Origin of the sequence: Mesorhizobium sp. ES1-4, from assembly GCF_020164745.1 — a bacterium.
Classification (GTDB): Bacteria; Pseudomonadota; Alphaproteobacteria; order Rhizobiales; family Rhizobiaceae; genus Mesorhizobium.
This window is the reverse complement of the sequence record NZ_JAIUGV010000005.1, coordinates 206,288-230,493: the sequence shown is the minus strand read 5'-3', so window position 1 is coordinate 230,493 and position 24,206 is coordinate 206,288. Positions and strand designations below refer to the sequence as shown.

Sequence of the window (24,206 nt, the reverse complement as noted above, 5' to 3'; positions counted from 1 at the left end):
TCCCTAAACCCGCTTGCGATAGACGGTATCCAGCCATACCGCGATGACCAGAACGGCGCCGACGACGATGCTCTGCAGGGGCGAGTCGACGCCAAGCAGCACCATGCCCGACTGCAACGACTGCATCAGCAACGCGCCGAGCATGGCGCCGATGATCGTTCCCGAACCGCCGGCAAGCGACGTGCCGCCGATGACGGCCGCGGCGATGACGAGCAGTTCGTCCAGTGTTCCAAGCACATTGGTGGACGAGTTCTGCCGGGCCGACGAAATCGCGGCTGCGATCGTGGCCAGCACGCCCATGATCATGAACACCTTCACGGTGATCCAGCGCGTGTTGATGCCGGCGAGATTGGCTGCTTCCGGATTGCCGCCGATGGCAAAGACATAACGGCCGAAACGGGTGCGGTTGGTGATGAAGGTCATGATCAGACCGACGGCGATCGCCATCAGCACCGGTATGGCGATGCCGTGGGCGATGAACAGCCCGCCCTCGGGCACGGTGATGTTGTTGGCGGCCGCGTACCGGTTCACGATACCGATTGGCCACGGATAGGAGTTGGCCAGCCAGACCGCCCCCATGATGACGGCGCAGGTGACGGCGCCGAGCAGCGCCTCCGCCCAGATAGGGCGCAGCGGGAAGCGGAAGCGCTTGCGCTGCACCCGCCCGTTGAACAGCGCGAACACGACGGCCAGACAGGCGACGATGCCCACGATCCAGCTCCAGGTGGCGCCGATCGATCCGGCCGGTCCCCCTCCCATCAGCTGGAAGGTGGCGTCGAGGGGGGCCACCGTCTGGCCGCTGGTGACCCACCAGGCAGCCCCGCGCCAGATCAGCAGGCCACCCAGCGTGACGATGAAGGCCGGCACTTCGAGATAGGCGATGACGAAGCCCTGGAAGGCGCCGATCAAAAGGCCGAGCGCCAGGCCGATGACCAGCGCCAGCACCCAGATCCACGGGTTGCCGAGTTCAAGCCCCACGAAGCGAACGAGGAAATGCACTTGCGCGAAGCCCATGACCATGCCGATCAGGCCCTCGGCGGAGCCGACGGACAGGTCGATGTTGCGCATGACGATGACCAGCACCATGCCGCAGGCCATGACGGCGACCGCGGACGTCTGCACCGACAGGTTCCACAGGTTGCGCGGCGTGAGAAAGGTGCGGCTGTCGAAATCGAGCGGATTGACGCCAAGACGCAGGCTCGAAATCACATGCAGGGCGATCCAGATCAACAGCAGGGCGCCGATCATGCCGAGCATGCGGGTGTCGATCTCGGTCGCCTTCAGGAACCGGGCGACCGCGCCGAGCTCCGAGGCGCGCGCGGTATCCGCCTGCGCATTTGAGGTCGTGTCGGTCATGAAATCCTCCCGCCGGCTTGGCGTCTGACGCGGATGCCGAACGCAGCCTAGAAGCTATCCGCGTGATGCGGAAACACAAAATTCTTTGAGAAAACGCCGCGGCTTTTGGGGCCGCGGCGCCTTCATTTCTTCAACCGGTCAAGCTCAGTTGCAGGCCGGGACACTGCCTGCGGCGACGCCCGCGCAGACTTCGTCCTTCTTGATCCAGCCGGCGTCGATGACGACGTTGAGATTGTCCTTGGTGATGGCGACCGGGGTCAGGAACAGCGACTTGACGGTATTGCCGCCAGGCGTCGTGAAGTCCTTCACGCCGGCGATGTCGGTCATCTTCTTGCCGTCGGCGAGCTGGGAGGCGATCTCGGCGGCGTTCTTGCCGAGCTCACGCGCGTCCTTCCACACCGACACGGTCTGGGTGCCGAGCGCGATACGGTTGAGCGCGGCGTGGTCGCCGTCCTGGCCGGAAACCGGCACGGTGCCGGCAAGGCCTTGCGCGGTCAGCGCCGCGACCACACCGCCGGCGGTGCCGTCATTGGCGGCGACCACGGCATCGACCTTGTTGTCGTTGGCGGTCAGGAACTGCTCCATGTTCTTCTGGGCGTTGGCGGGCAGCCAGCCGTCCGTATAGGCCTCGCCGACATTCTTGATCTTGCCGCTGTCGATTGCCGGCTTGAGCACTTCCATCGAGCCCGAGAACAGGAAATCGGCGTTCGGATCGGCACCCGAGCCCTTGATGAAGACATAGTTGCCTTCTGGCTTGACCTTGAACACCGCACGAGCCTGCATGCGGCCGACTTCCTTGTTGTCGAAGGTCAGGTAGAAGACGTCCTTGTTCTCGATCAGCCGGTCATAGCCGACAACCGGGATCCCCTCGTCGAGCGCCTTCTGCACCGCCGGGCCGATGGCCGAAGCGTCCTGCGCCAGGATGATCAGCGCATTGGCACCCTGCGAAATCAGGCTCTCGACATCGGTCAGCTGCTTGCCGGGGTTGGACTGCGCATCGGCGGAAATGTACTTGTCGCCCGCGGCCTCGATCGCCTTCTTCATGGCGGCCTCATCCGTTTTCCAGCGCTCTTCCTGGAAATTGGACCACGATACGCCGATGACCTTGTCCTTCGCCTGCGCGACCGAAGCCAGCGTCAGCGACATGGCGACACCCGCCAGGATGGCGGCTGTGAATCTCTTCATGTTATCCTCCCTGCGCCGCGTATGGCGCGACCAAACTGACCCTAAGGCCGGCACAAAGGCCCCATTTTTTCGGGCCTCGAAAAAATACTGGTCCATCGACGAAACACTGTCAACATCGATTCTGATGGATTTTGAGGCGCTTGGGACTTTTTTTCGAGGCTCGCAATAAATAAATGACAGCTCCAGCCGCTTCTGCCACTATTCCACGCCGTTGTCGGAGGTGTCGAGGGGCCGTAAGGGCCACGGCGACTGGGGAGGGAAACATGTCGGTCGGAATCCGCCACGACGATCTGCGCCGGCGCAACCGCGCAATGGTGATCGGAGCCGTGCGTCGGGCTGGTCAGCCTTCGCGCACCGAGATCGCCGCCACCACCGGCCTCAGCCACTCGACCATATCGGCGATATCGGCCGACCTGATCGGCGAGGGTATCCTGACCGAAGGCAAGCCGAACGAGGCCGGCTCTCTGAAACGCGGCCGGCCGCAGGTTGGCCTCGGCCTCAATCCCGAGGCCGCGGCTGTCATGACCGTGGTGCTGTCGCTGAATTTCCTGTCCGTCGCGGTCATCGATTATGCCGGCCAGGTGGTCGCCGAGGAACAGCGCCGGCTGGACACGCTCACCATGTCGCGCGAGGCGCTGATCGGCGAATGTACGGCAATAGTGCGGCGTCGCCTCGAGGACCCCGATCTCGATGTCAGCAGTGTTGCCCGCATCGCGCTGGCGATCCAGGGCATCACCGACACCGAGGCGCGGACCATGCTGTGGTCGCCGATCACGCCGCGGACCGATATTGCCTTCGCCGACATACTCGAAGCCGAGTTCGGCATTCCCGCCACCATGGAGAACGACTGCAACATGATGGCGGTGGCACTGCGCTGGCGCGCCCCCGAACGCTACCGCGACGACTTCATCGCCATCCTGCTTTCGCACGGCATCGGCATGGGCCTGGTGCTGAAGGGCGAGTTGTTCACCGGCACGCATTCATCTGGAGGCGAGTTCGGCCACATGATCCATCGCCCGGGCGGCGCGCTCTGCCGCTGCGGACGGCGCGGCTGCGTCGAGGCCTATGCCGGCAACTACGCTATCTGGCGCAACGCCAGGCAGCTTGGCGAGGACACCGAGCCGGTCGCCGATGTCAGCGACGCGCAGATGCGGGCACTGGCGGCGACGGCAAGGGAGAAAGACGGACCGGAGCGCGAAGCCTATCGCAAGGCCGGCGAGGCGCTCGGCTATGGGCTGGGCAGCCTGTTCGCGCTGATCGATCCCGCCCCCGTGGCCATGGTTGGCGTCAGTGCCGCCGCCTTCGACCTGATCGAGCCGGCCTTGCGCGAGGCCATCGCCCAGACCGCCGGCGGCCAGCACTCGAAATCGATTTCCTTCGACACCGAGCCGAACGAATTGCCGCTCATCCGCGAAGGCTGCGCCATGCGCGCACTGACCTTCGTCGACCAGGAGATCTTCGCGCCTGGCGGGCAGGCGAGATCCGGCAAGAACGTGGCCTGAGTTCAGTCCTCGCGGATCGCATAGCCCGCGCCGCGAATGGTGCGGATCACGTCGGGCATGCGGCCATTGTTGACCGCCTTGCGCAGCCGGCCGACATGCACGTCCACGGTGCGCTCGTCGATATAGATCGTCTCGCCCCAGACATTGTCGAGCAATTGGCTGCGCGAGAACACGCGGCCAGGATGGCGCATCATGAATTCCAGCAGCCGGAACTCGGTCGGCCCGAGCCGGATCTCGCTCTTCTTGCGATAGACCCGGTGCGATTCACGGTCGAGCACGATGTCGCCGACCTTGAGCACGCTGGACAGCACTTCCGGCTTGGCGCGGCGCAGCAGCGCCTTGACGCGGGCCATGAATTCCGGCGTCGAGAACGGCTTGACCAGATAGTCGTCGGCGCCGGTCGAGAGGCCGCGCACGCGGTCGCTCTCCTCGCCGCGCGCCGTCAGCATGATGATCGGCAGCCTCTCGGTCTCGGGCCGCATGCGCAGGCGCCGACAGAGTTCGATGCCGGAAACCGCCGGCACCATCCAGTCGAGCACCAGGAGGTCGGGCACGTTCTCCTGGAGGCGTATCTCGGCTTCGTCGCCGCGCGTCACCACCTCGACCTGGTAACCTTCCGATTCCAGATTGTAGCGCAGGAGCACACCGAGCGGCTCCTCGTCCTCCACCACCATGATGCGTGGCGCGATCATCGGCAGGTCACCCTATCGTCAAGCCGCCGGCGCCGACATCGCCGTCTCGTCCTGCTTCGGACGGTTGGCGGGCAGTTGCGTACCGGTCAGCACATAATACGCATTCTCGGCGATATTGGTGACATGGTCGCCGATACGCTCCAGGTTCTTGGCGCAGAACAGCAGGTGCGTGCAAGCCGTGATGTTGCGCGGATCCTCCATCATGTAGGTCAGAAGCTCGCGGAACACGGACGTGTACTTGACGTCGATGCGCTCGTCGTCATTCCTGAGCTTGGCGAGCGCCGTGGCATCGCCCAGGGTATATTCCTCGATCACCGCCTGGACCTGGATCAGCACCATCTGTGCCATCGAGTCGATGGAATGCGAAAGGTCGCGCGGCGCGGCGCTGACGCCGACCGAGCCGACGCGCTTGGCGATGTTCTTGGCTAGGTCGCCGATGCGCTCGAGGTCGCCGGCCATGCGGATCGAGCCGACCACGTGGCGCAGATCGTCCGCCATCGGCTGCCGCTTGGCGATGAGCGTGATGGCGCGGTCGTCGAGCTCGCGCTGGCGCGCGTCCATGATGGCGTCGTCGGAGACGACGCGCTGAGCGAGCGCGTTGTCGGAATTGAGCAGGGCCCTGGTCGAAGCGCCGACCATGGATCCGGCTAGATCGCCCATGTCACGGATGAGCCGGCTGATCTGCCCGAGGTCCTCGTCGAAGGAAGCGACAGTATGTTCGGCCATGATTTATGTCCTCGTATGAACTCAGCCGAAGCGGCCGGTGATGTAGTCCTGCGTGCGCTTCTCGCGAGGCGACGTGAAGATCTTCTCCGTCCGGTCGAACTCGATAAGTTCTCCGAGATACATGAACGCCGTCTGCCGCGACACGCGCGCCGCCTGCTGCATGTTGTGGGTGACGATGACGATCGTGTAGTCGGCCTGCAATTCGTCGATCAATTCCTCGATCTTGGCGGTCGACAACGGATCGAGCGCCGAGGCCGGCTCGTCGAGAAGGATGACTTCGGGCTTCACCGCCACGGTGCGGGCGATGCAGAGGCGCTGCTGCTGGCCGCCGGAGAGGCTGAGGCCGCTGGCGTTCAGCTTGTCCTTGACCTCGGTCCAGAGCGCGGCACGCTTCAGCGCCTGCTCGACGCGGCCGTCCATCTCGGCCTTGCTGAGCTTCTCGTAGAGCCTGACGCCGAAGGCGATGTTCTCGTAGATCGACATCGGGAACGGCGTCGGCTTCTGGAACACCATGCCGATCTTGGTCCGCAAGAGGTTCAGGTCCTGCGAACGGTCGAGGATGTTCTGGCCGTCGAGCAGCACCTGGCCGTCGGCGGTCTGCTTCGGATAAAGCTCGTAGATGCGGTTGAAGACGCGCAGCAGCGTCGACTTCCCGCAGCCCGACGGGCCGATGAAGGCGGTCACGCTGCGCTCGGGCAGCGACAGGCTGATATCCTTCAGCGCCTTCGACTGGCCATAGTAGAAGTTGAGGTTCTTGACCTCGATCTTGGCCTTATCCACGACCGCGTCAGGGGTGTTCAATTCGGTGGACAACATCGGTTTCATCTGTCCTCTCTGCGTCCGGTAAGGCTGCGGGCGAAAATGCTCAGCCCGAGAACCGTCAGGGTGATTATAAGTGCGCCGGTCCACGCCAGTTGCTGCCATTCCTCATAGGGGCTGAGAGCGAACTGGAAGATGGTCACCGGCAGGCTGGCCATCGGCGCATTGAGATTGCTCGACCAGAACTGGTTGTTGAGCGCGGTAAAGAGCAGCGGCGCCGTCTCGCCGGAAATCCGGGCGATCGACAGCAATATGCCGGTGACGATGCCGGACAGTGCCGCCCGGTAGGCAACTGAACGGATCACCACCCAGCGCGGCGCACCGATCGCTGTGCCGGCTTCGCGCAACGCGTTCGGCACCAGATTGAGCATGTCTTCCGTGGTCCGCACCACGACCGGGATAACCAGGATGGCCAGCGCGACAGCGCCGGCGATGGCCGAGAAGTGCCCCATCGGCCGCACCATCAGCTCATAGACGAACAGGCCGATGATGATCGACGGTGCCGACAGCAGGATGTCGTTGATGAAGCGCACGATCGTGGTCAGGCGCGAGAAGCGGCCGTATTCGGCCATGTAGGTTCCGGCCAGGACACCGATGGGCGTGCCGACCACGACGCCGATGACGGTCATCACCACGCTGCCATAGATGGCGTTGAGCAGACCGCCGGCATCGCCGGGCGGCGGCGTCATCTCGGTGAAGACGGCCAGCGAAAGGCCGGACAGGCCCTTGTAGATCAGCGCGCCGAGGATAAGCGCCAGCCAGGCAAGGCCGATGCCGGCGGCGACGACGCACAGCACCATCATCACGCTGTTCTTGCGCTTGCGGCTATGGTGAAGCGAAGAGGCTGTCGACATCGGTCAGGCTCCCGTGCGGGCATCGATGCGCATCAGCATGTAGCGTGCGATGGCAAGGATAATAAAGGTGATGACGAACAGGATCAGGCCAAGCGCAACCAGCGAAGAGGTGTAGAGGCTGCCATCGGCTTCGGTGAATTCATTGGCGATGGTCGCGGAAATCGTCGTCGCCGGCGCAAACAGCGAGGCGCTGATACGGTGCGCGTTGCCGATGACGAAGGTCACCGCCATGGTCTCGCCGAGCGCACGGCCAAGGCCGAGCATGACGCCGCCCATGATGCCAACGCGGGTATAGGGGATGACGACGCGCCGCGTGACTTCCCAAGTCGTGCAGCCGATGCCGTAGGCCGATTCCTTAAGCACCGCCGGCACCGTGTCGAACACGTCCTTGGTGATCGAGGTGATGAACGGCAGCACCATGATGGCCAGGATGAGCGACGACGTCAGCAGGCCGATGCCGTAGGGCGGACCGGCGAACAGGCTGGAGAGCCCCGGCACGTCGTGAAAGAGGTTGATGATGAACGGCTGTATCGTCGTCTGCAGGAACGGCGCGAACACGAACAGACCCCAGATGCCGTAGATGATCGAGGGGATGCCGGCCAGAAGCTCCACGGCTATGCCGATCGGTCGCCGCAGCGGTCGCGGGCAAAGTTCCGTGAGAAAGACGGCGATCCCGATGCCGATGGGAACGGCGATCAGAATTGCGATGCCTGACGTGACGATGGTGCCGTAGATCGGCGACAGGGCGCCGAAATTCTCGGTGACCGGGTTCCATGACTCGGTCGTCAGAAAGGAAAAGCCGAACTTCGACAGGGCCTCCCATGAGCCGGCAAACAGCGAGATCGCAACGCCGCCGAGGATGAGCAGGACGAGAATGGCGGAAAATCGTGTCGACTCCCGGAACACCGTGTCCGTCAAGGCGAAACGTCGCACCGTCGCGTCCCTGGACCGCATGGAGTCCGACGACGGTGTGGCTTCTGAAACGATGGTCATCTAGCCCCTCGCGCTCGAAAGAAAGGAGAAGGGCGCCTTAGGCGCCCTCCTCCGGCTAAGAGAGTTACTGGGTAGCGTAGAGCGACTTGCCGTCGGTGCCGACGATGTCCTTGCTCCACATCTCCTCGACGCTCTTGACGACCTTGTCGGGCATCGGAACGTAGTCCAGTGCAGCAGCCATGTCGTCGCCCTTGGCATAAGACCAGGCAAAGAACTTAAGGGCTTCGCTGGTGGCCTCGGGGTTCTCGGGCTTCTTATACAGAAGGATCCAGGTCGCGGAGGTCATCGGCCATGATTGGGCACCGGGCTGGTTGGCGAGAATGACTCCATAACCCGGCTTCGAATTCCAGTCGGCATTGGCCGCCGCCGCGGAGAACGAGGCCGAGGTCGGCTCGACCTTCTTGCCGTCCTTGTTGACCATGTCGGTATAGGTCAGCTTGTTCTGCTTGGCATAGGCGTATTCGACATAGCCGATCGCGCCGCCGGTCTGCGACACGTTGTTGGCAACGCCTTCATTGCCCTTGGCGCCGATGCCCACCGGCCATTCGAGCGCGGTGTTGACGCCGACCTTCGACTTCCAGTCGGCGTTGACGTCGGCCAGATAGTAGCTGAAGTTGAACGTGGTGCCCGAGCCGTCGGAACGATGGACAACGGCAATAGCCTGGTCGGGCAGCTTGGCTTTGGGGTTGAGCTTCTTGATCGCCCCGTCGTTCCATTTGGTGATTTTGCCGGCAAAGATGTCGGCCAGCGTCGAACCGTCGAGGACGAGCTCGCCCGGCTTGATGCCTTCCAGATTGACGACAGGCACGATACCGCCCATCACCATCGGGAACTGGGCGAGACCGGTGGAATCGAGGTCTTCACCCTTCAGCGGCGCGTCGGAAGCGCCGAAGGTAACGGTCTTGGCCTTGATCTGCTTGATGCCACCGCCGGAACCGATCGACTGGTAGTTGAGACCGATGCCGGTCTCCTTCTTGTAGGCGTCGGCCCACTTGGCATAGACCGGGTAGGGGAAAGTGGCGCCAGCGCCTGAGATGTCAGCTGCAAACGATGCGGACATGGTGAGGGTGGACGCCGTAGCCATTGCAATCGCAACGGCCGCCGAGCGGATAAAATGTCTCATGTGGCCTGCTCCTGTTCGGAAGATGGTCTCTCGGCGCCACCTCTTGCCGGCGCCCGCTGAGGCCAATAGCCTTCGATTATTACAGTCGCATGACAGTTTCATGTCACCCCGGTAACGCGTTGCCGGCATGGCCAAAAGCGATGATGCCGTGCGCCTGCGGCGCGGTCCGAGTTTACCGCCGGAATCAGGGGCTTGAGCCGTCCGACGGCTGGAAGCACCCAGGATTCGGCGGGGCTTTCCCAAGTGAAGAAAATCCGGACGGGAGCGCGTTGCTCGCAGCCAGAGCGGGTCATGGCCGGGCCATCGCCAAAAACAGGTCCGTTGGGGTAGAGTGACACTGTCTCTTGCAGGCGGTCGCTGCTCCCGCCCGTAACTGAGAAGCGGAATTCGATTTCTATTGTTCCGGCTGGACGCCGCCTTTGATATGGTGCGATCGCACCATAGTCATTGCACGCAGAAGTAGCAGCAAGCCTCCTGGTGATTCCCTCGATTTGCCTCGCCGGATCCTGAAATCCAGGCGCCGCGCGCTGCTATCCCGCGTCGCGCTGGGCCTGACGGGCGGCGCCCAACCAGCGCTCGACCTTCTCGAGCAAGGCCCTGGGGCTGATCGGCTTGGGCAGATAGTCGTCCATGCCTGCCTCCAGGCAGCGTTCGCGATCGCCCTTGAGCGCATGCGCGGTGACGCCGACGATCGGCACATGCGTGCCGGTCTCCTGCTCCAGCCGCCGGATCGCGGCGGTCGCTTCGAGACCGCTCATCTCCGGCATCGAGACATCCATCAGGATCATGCACGGATTGAGCGTGCCGAAAGCGTCGAGCGCCTTGCGGCCATTGCCGACGATCTCGAAACCGTAGCCGGTCTCGCCAAGAATCTGGGTGAAGACCATCTGGTTCACCTCATTGTCCTCGGCCACCAGGATATCCAGCCTGTGCCCTCCGCCCGTGACAGGCAGCCTGGGACGAACCGGTGGCGGCTGTAACCGCGCGCGCTGCTCGGCTGGCGCCAGGGATGGTGGCGGCGCAATCTCGATCGCGTCGTCGGCTGGCGGCTGAACGGCGTGGCCGCCGATGGCGTGGCGATGGCGCTGGATGGTCGCGACCAGCGTTTCCAGGAGCACCGAGGAGCGCGCCGGCTTGATCAGCTGCGCGTCGATGCCGAGATCGCGGTAGCTGGTGTTGGCAAGCGACTGGTCTACCGAGGTCAGCATGATGATCGGCGTGTCCGCGAGGCCCTCGGTGTTGCGCACGATGCGCGCCATTTCGGCGCCGCTCATCCCGGGCATCTGGTAGTCGAGCACGACGCAGTCGACCGCCACGCCATAGGCCGCCGCGGCGATCAGCACCTTGAGACCTTCGGCGCCGCTTTCGGCCGCACAGGAATCGAATGTCCACGAGGTCATCTGCTCGGCCAGGATGGCCCGGTTGACGGCATTGTCGTCGACGATCAGCACACGCGCGCCCGTCACGTCCACCGGCGTGACGCGCTGCCCGCTCTGCTGCGCGGCCCCAGGCAGCGTCACCGTGAACCAGAAGGTCGAGCCCCTGCCCTCGGCGCTCTCGACGCCGATCTCGCCACCCATCAGGTCGACGAGCCGCGAGGTGATGGCAAGGCCAAGTCCGGTGCCCTCGTGGCGCCTTGTCGACGACGTGTCGACCTGGCTGAATTTCTCGAACACCAGTTTCAGTTTTTCCTCGGGGATGCCGATGCCGGTGTCGGTGACCGAGATCGTCAGCCTGGTTCCCGTCGGAACCCGTTCGCCGGTCACGTCGACCAGCACGTGGCCTTCATCGGTGAACTTCACCGCGTTGCCGAGCAGGTTGGTGACGATTTGCCGGATGCGGCCGACATCGCCGATGAACAGGCTTTCGAGCCCCGGTTCGATGCGCACGATGAGCTCGAGATCCTTTTCCTTGGCCCGTGTCGACACCAGCGTCGCCACGTCCTCGATCGCCTCGGCGAGATTGAACGGCGCCGGGTCGAGCACCAGCTGGCCGGCATCGATCTTGGAAAAATCCAGGATGTCGTTGATGATGGTCAGAAGCGCGTTGCCCGATTTGACGATGATGTCGGTGAACGTCTTCTGCTTCGGGTCGAGATTGGATTTGGCCAGGAGTTCTGCCATGCCGAGCACGCCATTCATCGGCGTGCGGATCTCGTGGCTCATATTGGCGAGGAATTCCGACTTGGCGCGGTCGGCGAGCACGGCGCGCTGGCGCGCCTCGCCGAGCTCCGCCTCGCGCTGCTTGAGCTCCGTGATGTCCGTGGTCGAGCCGATGAGGTAGAGCGAACCGTCGGAGGCGATCATTGCCCCCTTGCGGGCGAACTGATGCCTGACGCCGCCGTCGGGAAGGCGCACCGTCTCCTCGATCTCCTGGGTCTCGCCGGTACGCAGCACGGCGAGATCGCCGGCCACGAAGGCCTCGCCATCCGGCCCGAAGATCTCGACGTCGGTCTTGCCGATCGCCTCCTGCTTGCTGAAGCCGGTGAGATCGCACCAGCCCTTGTTGACATAGAATTGCCTGAGATCGGAGCGCTTGGCGTAGATCGACACCGGTACATTGTCGATCAGGCTGCGGAACACCTCGTTCTCGCGCATGCTCTCCTCCAGGGCCTGCTCGCGTGCCTTGACGTCGGTGATGTCGGTGCTGGAGCCGACCAGATGCACCGATCCGTCCGTGGCCACCAGGCGGCTCTTGCGCGTCATCAGCTGCCGCACCGTTCCGTCACGATGGGTGACGGGCTCCTCGACCTCGCGCACATCGCCGCTCGCCACGACATCGGTGTCGTCCTGGCTGAAGCTCTCTGCTTCTTCGCCGCTGAACAGCTGACGGTCGGTCCGGCCGATGACATCGTCCTTGGCCAGACCGGTCAGCGCGCACCAGGCCTTGTTGACGAACTCGATGCTCAGGTCCTGCGCCTTGATGAAGGCGGCCACCGGCAACTCGTCCATGACATGCCGGAAGAGATCGATCTGGCGCATTGAATCACGAAGCGCCGCCTCGCGGCTCTTCAGGTCGGTGATGTCGACGCGCACGCCGATGAACGTGCCGTCATCGGTGCGCATGTCATAGACCTGGTGCCAGTGCCCATCCGCGTTGAGGCGCTCATAGGAGGAGTTCGGGAGGCGGTAACGCGCCAGCATGCCGTCGAGCCAGCGTTCGGAATCGGCTTCGTACAGGTTGTCGATCCCAGGATCGCCACTCGAACGGAAATAGCCGACCGAATGGCCGAATTCCAGCGCTTCGCGGAAAGTGCGGCCGGGCTGCCAGAAGGGCTTCAGCGCCGGCAGCTCATCCTGCAGCCTGTGGTTGGCGAAGACGAATTTGTCGTCACGGTCGTAGATGATAACGCCAGCCGGCAGCGATTCCAGCACGTTGGCGAGGTGCTTGCGCGCATCCTGCGCTTCGGTCTCGCGCCGCTTCATGTCGGAGATGTCGAAGAGAAAGCCGGCTACATAGTTGCGGCCGCCTGCCACGCCGACGCGGTTCTTCCTGACAATGCGCGAACGGCTGGCGCCGCCGGCCTCGAAAGTTTCTTCCACTTCGTATTGCTGCCCGCTGGCCAGCACCTCACGTTCGCTGCTTTCGAACAGGGCGACCTCGGCCGGCCCGAGGAAATCGCCCCCCGGCTTGCCAAGCATGGCTTGCGGCGCCTGCTTGAACAGCGCCGCGAAGGCCTCGTTGACGAAGACGAAGCGCAGATTGTCGTCCTTGACGAAGATCGGATCCTTGACGCCGTTGATCACTGCTTCAGCCAGCCGCGCCTTTTCCAGCGCTTCGGCGAGTTCGGCCTCGCGGTCCTTCATGTCGGTGACATCGACATAGGAAATGAACCGCTTGCCGCCGGCCAAAGGCGCCATCGACGAGATCAGCGTCCGGCCGTCATTGCGCGGGAACTGCCGCGATCCGGCCGTGCCGGCTCTGATTTCGGCCTCGCGCTCGGCGATATGCCGTTGCCATGTCGCATCGTCCGAACCACACGGGTCGATGTCGCGGCTCGCATCCATCAGATCGTGGAAGCTGCAGCCGATTCCGGCGCGCTGGGCGTCGATCTGCCAGAAATCGTAAAAGGCGCGGTTGACGACCTCGGCACGCATGTCGGCATCGAGGACGAGAACGCCGATCGGCATCTGATCGACCATGGTGCGCAGATTGGCGAAAGTCTCGGCGATCTTGGCGTTGGCATTCTCGATCTCGGCGTCACGACGCTTGACCTCGGTGACCTCATAGTAGGTCAGCAGGCGTTTGCCTCCCGACAGAGCCGTGACGGAGAATATCATGGTCCGCCCGTCGGCGCGGACAAATTCCCGAGGCGCGACGGTGCCGGCCCTGATCTCCTCGATGCGAGTGGCGAGATAGCGCTGCCACTGCTGCTCATCGATATCGCCATAGATGCCATAGCGGCGGTTGAGTTCCATCAACAGGCTGAACGGCGCGCCGACGGTGACGGCCCCATCCGGAATCCCGGAGAGAGCGCGATAGGCTTTGTTGACGATCAGTGTGTCGAGTCTGGCGTCCAGAAGTACGACGCCCATATGCATGGCATCCATCGTCCGCTCGAGATCGGCAAGATGCTCGACGGACTCGCCGCCAGCCGGGGGTGCCATGCCCTCGAAGGCGCTGGCCAGCGCGGTGATGTTGCGGCCTATGCCGCGATAGCCGGCAAATCTTCCTTCGCTGTCGAAACGCGGGAAGCCTGACGTCAGCACCCAGCGGCAGTCGGGCCGGGCACCCTTCAGTTCGTAGACGAAGTCGCGGAACGGCCGACGCGCCTGCAAATCCTCCAGATGGGCCGCCGCGCCGGGGTTGCCCTTCAACACCTGATTGAGAAAATCGAAGCGGAACCGGCCAAGCACATCGGCCGGATCGATGCCCGTCGCGGTCTGGTAGTCTTGTGAGAGCCACGAAAAGCGAAGTTCCGCGTCGGTTTCCCAGATCCAGTCCGAGCCCGCCTCGACGAGTTGGCGAAGCGCGCCGGCGCAATCCATGTCGCCGCGGGACGATCCATCGCCGCCCTGCGCGGCTGCCTTGCCGGGTTCGCGCTTGCCGCGCGCGCCGATTGCTTCGTCCACTTCCGCCATGCTGTCCCCACCCCGAAATTCAAGGCCGAACCCTCCCTCCGCGGTCCGTCGGCGGAATGTGCCGCAGAAGCATTAACGATCCGCTAACCTTAATGGCGCAACCGGCCTGTTGCTGCTGCGTTATTCCGTCCCGTTGTCGCGTGGAGCAAGCCCGCGCTATAAGCATGGGCAGGGGTGTTGCTAATGTATGGACGGATTGGGCCTTTCTTGCTGGGCGCGGCGCTGCTTTTCGGCGGCGGCTGCTCCCGCAGTTACGACGGTACGGTCATCATCCCGAGGCCGCTCGACGCCAGGCGGATATGGGAGCGGCCGCCGCCCAATGTCGACTACCAGCCCCAGGCCGACAACGGCGCCTTTCCGCGGCCGCCTCAGCAGCCCGGACGGTTTTCAGAGCGCAGGATTGGGAAACCCGCGCCGCACAAACCATATCGGACCAGCGTGTCGCCGCCGCCTTCCCCGCCCGGAGCCCCCGTAAAACAATTGGCATGCCGGAATGTAAGCGCGCCCGGCCAAAGAGTCCGCATGGTCTGCGAGTAGAGCAATTCCAGGAAAGTGGGTTGCGGTTTTTCCGTCCGGAATTGCGTGAAACAAAGAGTTAGAGCGGTTCGGCGATTCTATCCAACGCAGAACTGCTAGCGGCCGCCCCCTTCTGGCGAACACGCGATCAATCCGGCGTTACCGGTGCCTGGCCTTGAAACCTTTGATCGTGCCGCTGCGTTGAGGGGCGAAGGAGAACGCGGATGTCGATCCATTTCACGGTATCGGAACTGACAAGAAACCTTTTTCACTCTCTCGGGCTGGATTACGAGCGTGGCCCACGGGCGCTCAATCCCGAACAAAACCTTTTGCTCGAGTGCTATCTGGCCGGGCAGATACCGGAGTCGGCTTGGAGCGACTACGTCTTTGAGACGCCGGATTTGGCACGGCATGCGCAGGTACGGCGTATGAGCCATTGATGTGTCGACAATGACGATGTCCTTGCCAGAAAATGTTGGCCCATGGCGCGAAAAAAGGCGCGGAAAACAAAAAGGCCGGCACTGAGCCGACCTTTCCTTCCGCCCCGATAGCCGCGCCAGTACATCCGTGGTCGCGAGCCGAAGCGAATTGTCTCTAGTAGACAGGCTGTTGGTAAACAAAACCTTAACGACTTTCCCAACGCTCCAAACAGCTAGCCGCGAGGCCGCCGCCGTTGCGGTGGAAAGACTATGCTACGGCTCTGAATTCGGCTTCTGGTATCGTCCCGAGGCCGGCACACTGCGTGCACGCCACGGTCTTCCCAGGACAACCACTTCGATGGGTCCCTTGCGGGCAGCAATGTCCATTTGACGCACGCCATCTGGAGCAGTCGAAAACCTTGCCGCCGCCATGGCAGCGCGTGCATATCGTCTTCACAGAGGTCATTCCGACTCTTACCCGACCCAAATCCGCGTTGCCACGGAAGCTACCCCGCACCGCAAGTATCAGAGATCGCAGTGCTTTCAAGCGCCGCGGCCTGACTTAAATTGGGGAGATTCGGGCACAGGGCGTCAGAGCCCTCGCAGGGCATTGCACCCTTCGAGCATGCATAGCCCATGCGGGCACCGGTCCGAAATCGGTTGACTGGCTGAAGATCAACGACGTTGTTTGGTACGCCCAAGGGGAATCGAACCCCTGTTCCCGCCGTGAGAGGGCGGTGTCCTGACCGCTAGACGATGGGCGCGTTCAAGAAGGGGCGATATAGGCTGGCGGCCGGGAAAAAGCAACTGGGGTCCGGCGGCTTTACCGCATCGAATGAAAAACAGCCCGCGCGTCAGCGTTTGGGCTGGATCAGGTCCCACAGATTGCCATGCAGATCGGCGAAAACCGCGACCGTGCCATAGGGTTCGGAACGCGGCGCCTCGCGAAATTCGACGCCGTTCTCCAGCATGGCGGCATGGTCGCGGGCAAAGTCGTCGGTTTCGAGAAACAGGAAGACCCGGCCGCCGGTCTGGTTGCCGATGCTTTTTCTCTGCGCCTCTTCGGACGCCTCGGCAAGCAGCAGCCTGGCGCCCTGCCCGTTGGCCGGCGCCACCGTCACCCAGCGCTTGCCGTCGCCGAGATCGACATCTTCGAGCAGCAGAAAGCCCAGCCGCCCGACATACCAGGCAATCGCTTCGTCATAGTCGGCGACGATCAATGCCACGGTTGCGACGCGGCGATGTTCGGCGAAGCCGGTCATTCCAGCGACAAACCTGTTTGCTGCATTGTTGCCGAGCCTTATTTGTTTCGAATTGCAAAACGGCCGATCATCCGCCGCTCGGCTATATCGTATACGAAGATCGCATGGCCGCCGTCGGCTAGCTCGGCGTCGACGGAAAGGCGGTTGCCCGACAGCGACTGGCTGATCACCCTGGAACCGACCGGCAGCACGATGTCGCCGCTGAGCGGTTCGCCGGCGGGCACCTGGATGTCGCCGGCCAGCGGCGGGCTCTCCGGCGTTGCTTTGCGTGATTTGTAGACAATCGCCGCGATCACAACCATAAGGGCCAGCAAAAGCAGACCCAGATTGATAGCCATGAAGCGGATGAGCCTGCTCCGCACCTTGGCAATCTCGGGGTCGAGCGGCTTTTCCTGGTCTTCGTCGGCATCGGGCCGGGTCATGGCAAATATTCCGGACGGGTTTCGATGAGCGCTCATAACGAAGAGGCCCCTGAATTAATAGAGGACCGGTTCACGATGGCTGCGCCGACGGTGCTGGTCGTCGGCCCGGATGCAGCCGGCCAGCGCCTCGACCAGTGGCTGGCCGCCAGTCTTGGGCCGGACATGTCGCGCAGCCGTGTGCAGATGCTGATCAGGCAGGGCGCTGTGCGCATCGACGACAAGGTCATCGAGGAAACCAAGCGCAAGATGGCTGCCGGCGAGAGCGTATCGGTCGCCATGCCGGAACCGGAGCCGGCACGGCCACAGGGCGAGAACATAGCGCTCGACGTGCTTTATGAAGACGACGAGTTGATCGTCATCAACAAGCCGGCGGGGCTTGTCGTACACCCCGGCGCCGGCAACTGGACCGGCACGCTGGTCAATGCGCTGATCCACCATTGCGGCGACAGCCTCTCGGGCATTGGCGGGGTGCGCCGCCCGGGCATCGTCCACCGCCTCGACAAGGAGACCAGCGGCGTCATGGTGGTCGCCAAGACCGACCGCGCCCACAAGGCGCTGTCGGAGGCCTTCGCCGACCATGGCCTGACGGGCGACCTCGAACGTGCCTACCTAGCGCTGGTCTGGGGCATACCGCAAAGGCCGACGGGAACGATCGATGCGCCGCTTGGCCGCGCCGCCGACCGGGTGCGCCGCGCTGTCGTGCCGGAAGGCCGAGACGACGCGCGCCACGCCGTCACCCGCTTTGCCGTGCAGGAGCGTTTCGGCGAGGCCCAGCGGGAATTCGCGACCGCAAGCCTCGTCGAATGCCGGCTGGAAACCGGCCGCACCCACCAGATCCGCGTTCACATGGCCCATATCGGCCATCCCGTCATTGGCGACCCCGACTACGGGCAGGCCTTCCGCACCAAGGCCAACCGGCTGCCGGAGCCCCTGAAAAGCCGGGTCAAGGCATTTTCCCGGCAAGCTTTGCATGCATGGCTCCTTGCATTTCGGCATCCCGCTACCCATTTAACGATGAGGTTCGAAGCGCCGATACCGGGGGACATGGAGGAACTCGTTGGCGGCTTTCGCAAGCTCTGAACCTGCCATCAAAAAACCTGAGTGGCATTGTTCACTTCAGCGTGACACACTGTTTCGTGTTGAACAAATGCCTGTCTTTTCTGGTTTTGTTCCTGTATAAGTTCTGATGTCGCGGGCGAGCCTTTGGTGCTCGCGTCACATGCCCGCCGCGTTTCGGGGGCATCACTCCAATAGAGAGGGGGCGCTATCATGGCCCAGTCATTACCCAGTATCGTTTCCGGCGAAGGCGGTCTCAGCCGCTACCTGGAAGAAATCCGCCGCTTTCCCATGCTGCAGCCGCAGGAAGAGTACATGCTCGCCAAGCGTTATGCCGAGCATGAAGACACCACGGCCGCGCACAAGCTCGTCACCAGCCATTTGCGGCTCGTCGCCAAGATCGCCATGGGCTATCGCGGCTACGGCCTGCCGATCGGCGAGGTGATCTCGGAAGGCAATGTCGGCCTGATGCAGGCCGTCAAGAAATTCGAACCCGAGCGCGGTTTCCGCCTCGCGACTTACGCCATGTGGTGGATCAAGGCCTCGATCCAGGAGTACATCCTGCGCTCGTGGAGCCTGGTCAAGATGGGCACGACCGCCAACCAGAAGCGCCTGTTCTTCAACCTGCGCAAGGTGAAGGGCAAGATCCAGGCGCTGGACGACGGCGACCTCAAGCCAGACCAGATCGCCGAAATCGCCACGCGGCTGAACGTTTCCGAGGCCGAAGTGGTGTCGATGAACCGCCGCCTGTCCGGCGACGCTTCACTCAACGCGCCGATCCGGGCGACGGAAGGCGAGTCCGGCGAATGGCAGGACTGGCTGGTCGACGACCACGAAAGCCAGGAAGAAATGCTGATCGAGCAGGACGAGTTGGAAAACCGCCGCGGCATGCTGTCGGGCGCCTTGGCCGTACTCAACGATCGCGAGCGGCGCATCTTCGAGGCGCGTCGCCTCGCCGAGGAGCCGCTGACCCTGGAAGAGCTGTCGGCCGAGTTCGACATCAGCCGCGAGCGCGTTCGCCAGATCGAAGTGCGCGCCTTCGAGAAGGTGCAGGATGCCGTCAAGGCCGCCGCCAAGCGCCAGATGCAGGCACTGCGCACCATCGAGGCGCAGCCGGCGGCATAAAACCGGCTTCGGTCAGGAGATACCAAAGCGGCGCCGGGAAACTGGCGCCGCTTCTTTATGCCCAAGCAATCCAGAGCGATCCTCTCAAAGCCCATCAAGCGGAAATTTGAGGTACCGCCGGCCATTGGCTTCCGGTTCCGGCAGCCGCCCGCCATTCATGTTGACCTGCAGCGCGTGCAGGATCAGCCGTGGCATCGGCAAGGTCGTGTCGCGGGCCTCGCGTAGGGCCACGAACTCAGCCTCGGAGCGCGCGGCGACAAGATGGATGTTGGTGGATTTCTGGATCGCCACCGTGCTTTCCCACAGGGGTTCGCGGCCACCGGCCTGATAGTCGTGCCCGACGAAGATGCGTGTCTCGTCGGGCAACGCCAGGATGCCTTGGATCGAGCCCCAGAGCCGCGCGGCGCTGCCGCCGGGGAAATCCGTCCTCGCCGTGCCGCTGTCGGGCATGAACATCGTGTCATGCACGAACGCGGCATCCCCCACCACATAGGTGATCGAGGCCAGCGTATGTCCGGGCGAGAACAGCACCTTGACCGGAAGGGTTCCGATCCGGAAAGTCTCGCCCTCGGCGAACAGCCTGTCCCACTGCGTGCCATCGGCGGCAAAATCCGGCCAGTTGTAGATGACTTTCCACAGCGCCTGAACGTCGACGACCCTGTCGCCGATCGCCGTCGGCGCTCCTGTCTTCTGTTTCAGGTAGTGCGCCGCCGAGAAATGGTCGGCGTGCGGGTGGGTGTCGAGGATCCACTCGAGCTCCAGCCCGTTTCCCCTGACGAAATCGAGCAGGGCATCCGCGTTCCGCGTACCGGTCGCGCCTGATTTCTCGTCAAAGTCGAGGATCGGATCGATGATGGCGCATCGCTTCGTCTCCGGGTCTGCCACGACATACTGGATGGCCCCGGTCGGCTTGTCATAGAAGCCGGTGACCAAAGGCCTGGCCAAAGCTACATCCACTCCCGGCTCCCTCAATCCACGCCCGGTAGGAACGATTTTCTCTACAGGCACCCGTGGGGAGCATGGTTGTCCTCTCCGGCGAACCAGTCAAGCATGACTTTGCTTGCAGAAGCGGAAAGGCCAAAAACCGTTCCGCCGGCCTGGCTTCAGGCGGAAGGCTGTTTGGTCTTCCTGAGATAAGGCAGGATGGTCTCATAGGCGCCGAAGCGCTTGATCGCATCCTCGTTGGAAACGGCGGCCGTGATGATGACGTCCTCGCCTTGCTTCCAGTTCGCCGGGGTCGCCACCTGATGCTTGGCGGTGAGTTGCATGGAATCGACCGCGCGCAGGATCTCGTCGAAGTTGCGCCCCGTCGTCATCGGGTAAGTCAGCACCAGCTTGATCTTCTTGTCCGGCCCGATGACATAGACCGAGCGTACGGTGGCGTTGTCGGCGGGCGTGCGGCCTTCCGAAGTTTCGCCGGCGCCGCCTGGCAGCATGTCATAGAGCTTGGCGACCTTGAGGTCCTTGTCGCCGATCAGCGGATAATGCACCGAATGGCCGGTCGCCGTCTTGATGTCGTCCTGCCATTTGCCGTGGCTTTCGACCGGGTCGACCGAAATGCCGATGATCTTGACGTTGCGCTTCTTGAACTCGCCTTCCAGCCCCGCCATCGTGCCAAGCTCGGTCGTGCAGACGGGCGTGAAATTCTTCGGATGGCTGAACAGGATCGCCCAGCCGTCGCCGATCCAGTCATGGAAGGTGATCGTCCCTTGCGTGGTCTCGGCAGTGAAGTCCGGCGCGATGTCGTTGATACGAAGACTCATGACCTATCCCTACCCTTGTGAAAATGGAGCCGGCATTTTTCGCCGGCCGGCACTGGCACATAATCGTACCACCACAGCGTGACTGATTAAACGCTGGAGATGACAGCTGTTCATCCGACGGGCAAAAATTTTTCCGCACCAGCCGATCAGGGCAAAATAAGGCACGATACCGGGCGTGAGACAAACGCCGACGATCCGCGAGGCGCCTCAGGCCTTGCTGATCGCCAGCGACGTCGCCAGGTCTTCCATGCGCTGCGCCAGGGCGCCAAGCGCGTTGGTCAGCACGCTGTCGTTTTTGTCGGCCTTGGTCAGCGCCTCGTCGCGCGTCTTGCGCAAGGTCAGCACTTCGCTTTCCATGCCCTTGACGCGCTTCTGCATCTCGGAAAGCTCGTCCATAACCATGATACCGGCCATGACCGTCAGCCGCTGGTCGCCAATCTCGCCGAAAGAATCCTTCAGATGCGAGACATAACGGTCGAAGCGTTCGGCGAGATCGATCAGATGCTCTTCCTGGCCTTCGTCGCAAGCCATGCGGTACTGCTTGCCGTCGATTGAAACCGTGACCTGTGCCATCGGACCAGCTCCTACCTGTCCAACACGGCGCGGATGGTTTCCATCGCGGTTACCAGCCGTCGCGACACTTCCTTGTTGGCATCTTCCAGCCGTTCGGCGCGTGCTTCGGAATTGTCGAGTTCCTGCGCCAGGCGCGAGCGGTCGGCGTTCATGCGCTGGACCTCGGCCTCGGCTTCCGAATAGTCGCGCTCGTGCTCGAGCTTGGCCGCGACGGCATTTTCCAGCCCCTCGATGGCCTTGCCAAGCCGAGAGATGACTTCCTTGAGTGTGGCTTCCCCGGTCATGGCTCGTCCTGTGCCCTGCCCATCACCGAATCGTTCGCGTTCAGAACGCGTTATCCGAGAAACATTAGGCACCGGGTGAAGCCAACGTCAACAAAGCTCTCGCGACTGTCCCCCGCTAACGCTAATGTTGCCCCTCCCACGGCATCACAAGCCCGGCAAATCCGCACCCGATTTGTTGACTAAAAGCGCGCGCCTGCTATGTGTCGCGCACCCTTTTCAAGGGCTCTCCCAAGCCCCCAAACCCACCCCGGAGGAACCATGACGTCGCGCGAACAACATGACCGGATGGCAAATGCGATCCGTTTTCTCTCCATGGACGCCGTCGAGAAGGCGAATTCCGGCCATCCCGGCCTGCCCATGGGCTGCGCCGACATCGCCACGGTGCTGTTCACCCGCTTCCTGAAATATGACCCAAAGGCCCCGCACTGGGCCGACCGCGACCGCTTCATCCTGTCGGCGGGCCACGGTTCGATGCTGCTCTATTCGTTGCTGTATCTCACCGGCTACGAAGACATGACCATCGACCAGATCAAGCATTTCCGGCAGTTGGGCTCGAAAACGGCGGGCCATCCCGAATACGGCCACGCCACCGGCATCGAAACCACGACCGGCCCGCTCGGCCAGGGCCTTGCCAATTCGGTCGGCTTCGCGCTCGGCGAGCGCATCATGAACGCCGCCTTCGGCAACGACATCGTCGACCACTACACCTATGTTCTGGCCGGCGACGGCTGCCTGATGGAAGGCGTTTCCCAGGAAGCCATCGCGCTTGCCGGCCACCTGAAGCTCAACAAGCTGATCGTCTTCTGGGACAACAACAACATCTCGATCGACGGCCCGGTGTCGCTCGCCGACAACACCGACCAGGTTGCCCGCTTCCAGGCTTCCGGCTGGAACGCCAGCCATGTCGACGGCACCGATCCCGAAGCGATCGCCTACGCGATCGAGGCCGCCCGCCATTCCGATAAGCCGACGATGATCGCCTGCAAGACGACCATCGGATTCGGCGCCCCGACAAAGGCCGGCACCAACAAGGCGCATGGCTCGCCGCTCGGCGCAGACGAGATCGCCGGCGCGCGCAAGTTCTTCAACTGGGATTCGCCCCCCTTCGAAATCCCGGCCGATATCCTCGACGCCTGGCGCACCGCCGGCAAGGCTGGCGTCAAGGCCCGCACCGACTGGGAAGGCCGCCTTGCCAAGGCCGACGCCAAGCTGAAGGCCGAGTTCGAGCGCCGTCTCGCCGGCAAACTGCCGTCCAACTTCGACGCCGTCATCGCCGACTACAAGAAGAAGCTGTCCGTCGACAAGCCGAAGGTCGCCACCCGCAAATCGTCGGAAATGGCGCTGGAGGTCATCAACGGCGCTGTGCCCGAAACCATCGGCGGCTCCGCCGATCTGACCGGCTCGAACAACACCAAGACCAGCCAGACCAAGAACATCACGCCCGATGACTATGGCCAGCGCTATGTCCACTACGGCATCCGCGAGCACGGCATGGCTGCCGCGATCAACGGCCTGACGCTGCATGGCGGCCTCATCGCCTATGGCGGCACCTTCCTGTGCTTCTCCGACTATGCCCGTCCGTCGATGCGGCTTGCCTCGCTGATGGGCATCCGCTCGATCTTCGTCATGACCCATGATTCCATTGGTCTGGGCGAAGACGGCCCGACCCACCAGCCGGTCGAGCAAATGGCGGCCCTTCGCGCTATTCCCAACCACAATGTCTTCCGCCCGGCCGACGCGGTGGAAACCGCCGAATGCTGGCAGATCGCGCTCGAATCCGAAAAGACGCCGTCGACGCTGGCGCTGACCCGTCAGAACCTGCCGACAGTGCGCACCGAGTTCACCGAAAAGAACCTGAGCAGCCAGGGCGCCTATGAACTCGCCGCCGCAAACGGCGAGGCGGCGGTGACGATCTTCGCCACCGGCTCCGAGGTCGAGATCGCGCTTGGCGCCCGCGACCTTCTGGAAAAGCATGGCCACCCGACCCGCGTCGTCTCGGTGCCTTGCTTCGAACTGTTCGACAAGCAGAGCGACGATTACCGCAAGAAGACGATCGGTTCGGCCCCGATCAAGATGGCGATCGAGGCCGGCATCCGCCAGGGCTGGGATCATCTCATCGGCTCCGATGGCATCTTCATCGGCATGACTGGCTTCGGCGCCTCGGGCACCATCGAGCAGCTCTATCCGCATTTCGGCATCACCGCCGAGGCTGCGGCCAAGGCAGCGGAAGCGCGCCTGCACGGCAAGTGAGGCCCGGGCATGTCGCCCAAAAGTGTATCGCGGTTTTGGGATACGACATGCACGAAACAAAATCCCCGGCGAAGTCGCATGAAAGGCCCCTTCGCCGGACTGGCCCAACCTAATCGATTTAAATCCGGCTGGTTGCGGCTGGATTCTTCGCCCGTCCGCCGCTATGAAGCTGCGGACCAATCGACTTCCAGCTCCCAGGGAGAGA

General features: G+C 63.1%; 20 protein-coding genes and 1 tRNA gene. 5 read left to right on the top strand and 16 right to left on the bottom strand.

Annotated elements, in window-relative coordinates; all coding sequences use genetic code 11:
* Positions 1-3: 3 nt before the first annotated feature.
* Together LB556_RS11705 and xylF are read right to left on the bottom strand one after the other, a co-directional pair.
* Positions 4-1,356 (bottom strand): sugar ABC transporter permease, encoded by a 1,353-nt coding sequence (locus tag LB556_RS11705; RefSeq protein ID WP_224567097.1) that lies wholly within the window; start codon positions 1,354-1,356, stop codon positions 4-6.
* 144 nt (positions 1,357-1,500) lie between these two features.
* Positions 1,501-2,541 (bottom strand): D-xylose ABC transporter substrate-binding protein, encoded by a 1,041-nt coding sequence (gene xylF / locus LB556_RS11700; RefSeq protein WP_224567095.1) that lies wholly within the window; start codon positions 2,539-2,541, stop codon positions 1,501-1,503.
* Between the two features lie 263 nt (positions 2,542-2,804).
* Between xylF and LB556_RS11695 the strand changes: the two genes are divergently transcribed.
* Positions 2,805-4,043 (top strand): ROK family protein, encoded by a 1,239-nt coding sequence (locus tag LB556_RS11695; protein ID WP_224567093.1) that lies wholly within the window; start codon positions 2,805-2,807, stop codon positions 4,041-4,043.
* A 2-nt stretch (positions 4,044-4,045) separates the two neighbouring features.
* On the opposite strand, the gene phoB is transcribed toward LB556_RS11695, so the two are convergent.
* The 7 genes from phoB to LB556_RS11660 form a co-directional block, all read right to left on the bottom strand.
* Positions 4,046-4,735 (bottom strand): phosphate regulon transcriptional regulator PhoB, encoded by a 690-nt coding sequence (gene phoB / locus LB556_RS11690; protein WP_010911896.1) that lies wholly within the window; start codon positions 4,733-4,735, stop codon positions 4,046-4,048.
* Between the two features lie 18 nt (positions 4,736-4,753).
* Positions 4,754-5,461 carry a phosphate signaling complex protein PhoU gene (phoU, locus tag LB556_RS11685; protein WP_224567091.1) on the bottom strand — a complete coding sequence of 236 codons (708 nt, stop codon included), beginning with the start codon at positions 5,459-5,461 and terminating at the stop codon, positions 4,754-4,756.
* A 21-nt stretch (positions 5,462-5,482) separates the two neighbouring features.
* On the bottom strand, positions 5,483-6,286 hold the full coding sequence (pstB, locus tag LB556_RS11680) for a phosphate ABC transporter ATP-binding protein PstB (RefSeq protein WP_224567089.1): 804 nt from the start codon (positions 6,284-6,286) through the stop codon (positions 5,483-5,485).
* On the bottom strand, positions 6,283-7,134 hold the full coding sequence (pstA, locus tag LB556_RS11675) for a phosphate ABC transporter permease PstA (RefSeq protein ID WP_224567087.1): 852 nt from the start codon (positions 7,132-7,134) through the stop codon (positions 6,283-6,285). Before pstA ends, pstB begins: the two co-directional genes overlap by 4 nt.
* Before the next feature lie 3 nt (positions 7,135-7,137).
* On the bottom strand, positions 7,138-8,127 hold the full coding sequence (pstC, locus tag LB556_RS11670; RefSeq protein WP_224567085.1) for a phosphate ABC transporter permease subunit PstC: 990 nt from the start codon (positions 8,125-8,127) through the stop codon (positions 7,138-7,140).
* 64 nt (positions 8,128-8,191) lie between these two features.
* Positions 8,192-9,250: a phosphate ABC transporter substrate-binding protein PstS gene (gene pstS, locus LB556_RS11665; RefSeq protein WP_224567083.1), complete on the bottom strand. Its 1,059-nt coding sequence runs from the start codon at positions 9,248-9,250 to the stop codon at positions 8,192-8,194.
* Positions 9,251-9,780: 530 nt separating this feature from the next.
* Complete coding sequence (locus LB556_RS11660) at positions 9,781-14,331, bottom strand: PAS domain-containing protein (protein WP_224567081.1); 4,551 nt, start codon at positions 14,329-14,331, stop codon at positions 9,781-9,783.
* A 740-nt stretch (positions 14,332-15,071) separates the two neighbouring features.
* Here LB556_RS11660 and LB556_RS11655 point away from each other — a divergent pair.
* Entirely contained in the window at positions 15,072-15,287 is a 216-nt protein-coding gene (locus LB556_RS11655; RefSeq protein WP_224567078.1) for a hypothetical protein, read from the top strand.
* Positions 15,288-15,955: 668 nt separating this feature from the next.
* Here the strand turns inward: LB556_RS11655 and LB556_RS11650 are convergent.
* From LB556_RS11650 to LB556_RS11640, 3 genes are all read right to left on the bottom strand, one after another.
* Positions 15,956-16,030 (bottom strand) — tRNA-Glu (locus LB556_RS11650).
* Positions 16,031-16,120: 90 nt separating this feature from the next.
* A complete protein-coding gene (locus LB556_RS11645) occupies positions 16,121-16,528 on the bottom strand; it encodes a VOC family protein (RefSeq protein WP_224567076.1) in 408 nt (135 codons plus the stop codon).
* 38 nt (positions 16,529-16,566) lie between these two features.
* Positions 16,567-16,950: a fimbrial protein gene (locus LB556_RS11640; RefSeq protein ID WP_224567074.1), complete on the bottom strand. Its 384-nt coding sequence runs from the start codon at positions 16,948-16,950 to the stop codon at positions 16,567-16,569.
* A gap of 75 nt (positions 16,951-17,025) precedes the next feature.
* On the opposite strand from LB556_RS11640, the gene LB556_RS11635 reads away from it, so the two are divergent.
* On the top strand, positions 17,026-18,030 hold the full coding sequence (locus LB556_RS11635) for an RluA family pseudouridine synthase (RefSeq protein ID WP_411908579.1): 1,005 nt from the start codon (positions 17,026-17,028) through the stop codon (positions 18,028-18,030).
* Between the two features lie 189 nt (positions 18,031-18,219).
* The gene (gene rpoH / locus LB556_RS11630; RefSeq protein ID WP_015315375.1) at positions 18,220-19,131 is read left to right on the top strand and encodes an RNA polymerase sigma factor RpoH; all 912 of its coding nucleotides are present in this window, start codon (positions 18,220-18,222) and stop codon (positions 19,129-19,131) included.
* A gap of 84 nt (positions 19,132-19,215) precedes the next feature.
* Here the strand turns inward: rpoH and LB556_RS11625 are convergent, their stop codons facing one another.
* The 4 genes from LB556_RS11625 to LB556_RS11610 all read right to left on the bottom strand — a co-directional run bounded on the left by LB556_RS11625 (position 19,216) and on the right by LB556_RS11610 (position 21,751).
* A complete protein-coding gene (locus LB556_RS11625; protein WP_224567070.1) occupies positions 19,216-20,088 on the bottom strand; it encodes an MBL fold metallo-hydrolase in 873 nt (290 codons plus the stop codon).
* A gap of 146 nt (positions 20,089-20,234) precedes the next feature.
* Entirely contained in the window at positions 20,235-20,894 is a 660-nt protein-coding gene (locus LB556_RS11620) for a peroxiredoxin (RefSeq protein WP_224567069.1), read from the bottom strand.
* Between the two features lie 207 nt (positions 20,895-21,101).
* On the bottom strand, positions 21,102-21,467 hold the full coding sequence (locus tag LB556_RS11615; protein ID WP_224567068.1) for a cell division protein ZapA: 366 nt from the start codon (positions 21,465-21,467) through the stop codon (positions 21,102-21,104).
* An 11-nt stretch (positions 21,468-21,478) separates the two neighbouring features.
* A complete protein-coding gene (locus LB556_RS11610) occupies positions 21,479-21,751 on the bottom strand; it encodes a DUF4164 domain-containing protein (RefSeq protein WP_224567067.1) in 273 nt (90 codons plus the stop codon).
* 258 nt (positions 21,752-22,009) lie between these two features.
* Here LB556_RS11610 and tkt point away from each other — a divergent pair, with 258 nt between their 5' ends.
* On the top strand, positions 22,010-24,001 hold the full coding sequence (gene tkt, locus LB556_RS11605; RefSeq protein WP_224567066.1) for a transketolase: 1,992 nt from the start codon (positions 22,010-22,012) through the stop codon (positions 23,999-24,001).
* Positions 24,002-24,206: the final 205 nt, after the last annotated feature.